This is a genomic window from Tissierella sp. (genome assembly GCF_052089545.1).
Lineage (GTDB): Bacteria > Bacillota > Clostridia > Tissierellales > Tissierellaceae > Tissierella_A.
In genome coordinates this window covers 1-4,660 of record NZ_JBQDAA010000182.1, presented here as the reverse complement: position 1 = coordinate 4,660, position 4,660 = coordinate 1, and the positions used below count along the sequence as shown (strand labels likewise).

General features: G+C 31.2%; 5 protein-coding genes. 1 reads left to right on the top strand and 4 read right to left on the bottom strand.

Annotated elements, in window-relative coordinates; translation table 11 throughout:
- The 4 genes from ACTHW2_RS10965 to sleB all read right to left on the bottom strand — a co-directional run.
- Positions 1-129, bottom strand: a 129-nt coding sequence (locus ACTHW2_RS10965) for an EAL domain-containing protein (protein ID WP_442263959.1), incomplete at its 3' end; no start/stop codon positions are given.
- A gap of 35 nt (positions 130-164) precedes the next feature.
- Entirely contained in the window at positions 165-1,367 is a 1,203-nt protein-coding gene (locus tag ACTHW2_RS10960) for a diguanylate cyclase domain-containing protein (protein ID WP_442263958.1), read from the bottom strand.
- A 190-nt stretch (positions 1,368-1,557) separates the two neighbouring features.
- Positions 1,558-2,928 carry a germination protein YpeB gene (ypeB, locus tag ACTHW2_RS10955; protein WP_442263957.1) on the bottom strand — a complete coding sequence of 457 codons (1,371 nt, stop codon included), beginning with the start codon at positions 2,926-2,928 and terminating at the stop codon, positions 1,558-1,560.
- 12 nt (positions 2,929-2,940) lie between these two features.
- Positions 2,941-3,651, bottom strand: a complete 711-nt coding sequence (gene sleB, locus ACTHW2_RS10950) for a spore cortex-lytic enzyme (RefSeq protein ID WP_442263956.1) — start codon at positions 3,649-3,651, stop codon at positions 2,941-2,943.
- A 153-nt stretch (positions 3,652-3,804) separates the two neighbouring features.
- Here sleB and spoIIR point away from each other — a divergent pair.
- The coding region (spoIIR, locus tag ACTHW2_RS10945; RefSeq protein ID WP_442263955.1) for a stage II sporulation protein R at positions 3,805-4,660 on the top strand (856 nt) is incomplete at its 3' end.

Below are 4,660 nucleotides of genomic sequence, written 5' to 3'. Positions count from 1 at the left end.
TTCTGGAGATACATATCCTCTTTCAGGATGTTTCCATCTTATGAGACTTTCCATGTTATCAATCTCTCCAGTTTGAAGATTATATATTGGTTGGTAATGCATTTGGAACTGTTCTTCTTTTAAAGCTATTTTTATATCCGAAACTATACTTAAGTCTTTTACAATTAAACATTTTTTTCTTTATTATAGTATTCATAGCTCGTTCTTTCACTTTCTTTTGCACATTCTAAGGCTAAATTAGCACTTTTTAAAAGTACTATAAAACCAACCCCATCTTTAGGGTAAGTAGATACTCCTATAGTTGTAGATACCATATATTTTTTATCTTCAAACTCCCACTCTACATTTGTCTTTTTTGTTATATTATCTATTTTTTTGTCTATATCTTCTAGTGACTTTTCACCTGTAATTATCATTACAAATTTATCTTGAGTTATCCTGCCTAGAACATCCCCATCTTCTTTAATATCTTTTAATATATTTGCCATATCCATAAGAAGATGGTCTCCTGCATGGTGACCTTTTGTCTCATTTATAAAGGCAAAGTGATCTATATCTATAAATAAAAGTGCTCCTGGATTTCCTTCTTTATTCAATCTTGGAAGAAGGGAAGTAAATATTCTTTCCATAAGATTCCTATTCGGAAGGTCTGTAAGAGAATCATATGAGTCTAGATATCTTATCTTTTGCTGTAAACTTTTTCTCTTAGATATATCATATAACACAAAAGTATAATACTTATCACCTTTATAGTTTTTTATATCCTTTTTAACCGTTCCATAAATGTATACTCTTTTACCATATTTTGAATAAATTTCTATTTCTAGTTCATATATATCTTTATATTGCATCTCAGATTTAATTTCTTGAACATATTCGTGTTCTATAAATCTAGATAAGGGCTTATTTCTCATATCCTCTACTTCAAACTCTATAATATCTTTTATGTTTTTACTAGCATTATTTATATTAAAGTTTTTATCAAGTTGGATGATAAAAATAGATGCATTTTCTAGTACACTATATATTAGTTCACTTTGTTTTTCTATCTGTTTAGTTGCTGTTTTTATAGCTAGTTCTCTTTCTTTTATTTTTTTATAATTATCATTTATAAAATCTTTATCTTTATCAATTTTTTTAATAACTAAACAAGTCATAATAAATACAAATATGCCACTTAAAGTAATAACTTCTATATATCTAAAATAAATATTTTCTCTTCTGAAAAAAGATAATCTTCCTATTGCATTACTAACATTACCTTCTATAAGTGCTCCTGCAATTAACATAAGTATTATATATCCTAAACTTATGCAAAAGGCAATCCAATAACTTTTAAATCCTACTCTTTTATTAGATGACTCCAAGTTTCCTCTCCCCTTTAAAACTATATAAAAAAAGTTCCACTACTATCTTATGTATTATCGGATACTCTGTCCAATTTTTTAAATCTTTTTTTACAAGAAACTACAAAATTTTCTGGAGAAGTCAAACATATGTGACACGGACCCTCTAATATTTACAAAATGGTAAAATTAAAAAGCTCAAAAGAGCTTTTTAAAATGTTAGAGTTCCGTTTTCACTTTTTATAATTTGAAGTATTTGTTCCTCGTCGCCATTTTGGGCATTTATATAGATTATAAAATCTCCATCTCCATATCTACCTTTAAATTCATAGGTAAGGACTTCATCTTTTCCTTTTGGTATTATGGCTAATCTTTCTGAATTTATATCAAATTTACTTTTTAGGGTCTTTCTTGCTTCTTCTATGCTTATCTCAGGTTCTTTTATATCTCTTTTGTGATGTGCTAAATAGTATAGTGCAGCGTCCATTCCTATTATTTCCCCTGTGTCTAGTGCTACTTTTACCTTTACTAAATCTGGATATATGGTAACATCTCCTTCTTTGGCAGCAAAGTTAAATAGTGTATATCCATCATATTTTAAAGAATAGTTTGGTTCCATGTTTTTAAATCCTTTTTCTTCTAAAAACTTTAATGCCTTTTTTTGGGCTTCTTTTTGTGATAGTTTTTTATCTCCTATAGGTCTTGGATTTGTCATCCAAATAACCTTACCACCTTTTTTAGAAACTGATATATAGGATGCTGATCCTTCATTTTTTCCATCCATATATGCGTGAAATGTATTTGTAGGTATCCTTAGTTTATCTACACCTTCACCTTGTTCAAAGCTTTCTATATCTTCTACTTTCCCTTTTCCTAAGAAATCCAAGGCTATATTTGCTGCCTGTTTTTCATTTACATCCTTATCTTCAAGTCCTTTTGCTTTGCCATTTAACATCTGGTCTGCAAATGGACCATCATATAAAAGCTCTGGAGATTTTGATACATTTGATTCAAAGTCTACAAGACTTGTGTGAAAAGCACTTTCATCAGCTGTACTATCTTCCCCTTTATCCATTTCATTAATATAGGCTACACCATATACATAGTCAGGGTCTGACATACTTTCTTGTATAGCTGCAAGTTCCCCATTAAAAGCTGAAGCATTTTCCTGAAGATCTGTAAGGTTTTTTCTTTGTTCAGGTGTTATATCTTGGCCTTTTAAATGCTTTTGTATGAGAAAGTAGCTATAGTCTGAAGCTTGAGTTAAAAACTTTTGTGTCTTTGATATATCATTGTGATTTATAGGCATCTGACCTAGTTTATCTTGTGCTGAATTTGCATTGTTCATTATATCTGTAAAAAGAACAATGTTTCTATCTTTTGTTGTTGCAACTAATGCTTTAGATATATCTACCTGAACATTTTCTACATGTTCTTTTACATCTAGAAAAAGTCTTTGATAGTGATTGTCTAGTGCTACTTCATAGTTTTCTTTTACATTTAACTGTTCATAACCCCAAGCTACACTTGCTACTAGTAAGAGCACTAGTATAGCTGGAAGTATAAAATGTTTTTTCTTCATATTTTTTCCCTCCTATAGTCCAAACCAGTGTTTACCTATTTTTAGTGTTACTGTTCTACTCCATATCCACTTAGATGTAGCTGTAACTGGGTTCCAGTAGTATAGACATCCATTTGTAGGATCCCAACCATTTATAGCATCTCTTGCTGCATTTATAGCGTCTTTATTTGGAGTTAAGTTGATCTGTCCATCTGCTACAGCTGTAAAAGCTAGTGGCTGATAGACTACTCCTGCTGTAGAATTCGGAAAGCTAGGACTTTTAGTTCTATTTAGAACTACTGCTGCTACTGCAACTTTACCTATATAAGGCTCACCTCTCGCTTCACCGTGTATAGTTCTAGCTAGTAGGTATTCGTCTGCATTTGCATTAATTCCTTGGGTAGAACCAGGCGCACTACTTGTGCTTATGCCCATAGCTGAAGCTGTTGAGCTACCTACTATCCCATCAGGATTTAATCCATTTTTTTGCTGAAAGCGCATAACAGCCCTATATGTTCTTGCTCCATATACTCCATCTACGCCTCCGTCATAATATTTCCAACGAAGTAGTTTGTCTTGAACCTTCCTTACATCGTCACCTGTAGAACCCCAGTAAAGTGTTCTAGGTGCAAATGCATTATATCTATTTGCAGTTTTCATCACTTCACTTTGTGGCTCATAGATATAGAGTACAGTTAAAAATATTAGTGTAATAGCTACAATTTTAAAAAATTTATTTTTCAAAGTCTTATCCTCCTTCAATGTTTTCCTTATTTTTTGTAAATTGCGTAAAATTATACATTAAATCAAGATTTAAAAAAATAATTGTATACTACTTCCAATCTTTGGCAAAGATATTAGTAAGGACGAGCTAAAATATATAAGGGGGATTTAAAAATGAAGTATAATCGTGAGATTTTAATCTTATCTGTTTTTTTAATATTTTTTATATACATAGGGGGACCACTATCAGTTGAGGCCATGCCAGAAAAACCTGAAAATAATATACCACCTGTTATAAGGTTTCATATAAGAGCAAATAGTAACACTGGGGAAGATCAAGATTTAAAGCTTGAAGTTCGTGATAAAGTTTTAGAAAAAATGGAGCCTATGTTTGAAAATTCTAATTCTCTAGATGAAAGTAGAGAAATAATCTTAGAGTCAAGTGATAAGATACGTTCTATAGCAAAGGATGTAGTTAGTAAATGGGGTAAAGATTATGATGTAAATGTTATATTAAGAGAAGAGGCTTTTCCAGTTAGAAAATATGGAGACCTTGTCTTTCCACAAGGAGACTATGAAGCTCTTATAATAGAATTAGGCGATGCTAAAGGTGAAAACTGGTGGTGTGTTATGTTTCCTCCTATATGCCTTGTAGATGTAACCCATTCAGTAGCTATAGAGGAGTATGAAAAAGAACCAGAGAAAAATGAAGATGATGAAGAAAAGGAAATAAAAGATGATAAAAAAGATAAAGAAACCAATGCAAAGCCTTCAGAAGAAATACCAGATCATCAGGATAAACTAAGCGATGAAAATCCTTCAGAAGATGAACAGAGTAACAAAGATGAAAAAGATATAGTTGAAGATAAAGATAATAATGATAAAGATTTGGATGAGGAAATAGATAAAAAAATAGCAAAGGAAGAAGCAAAAAAAGATAGCCCTTTAAATGAGTTTGTAATAGACGAGACTAGGCCTGGATTGTCAACCTTTTTCAGCACACTTTTTTCTCGGACATTAATATTCCATA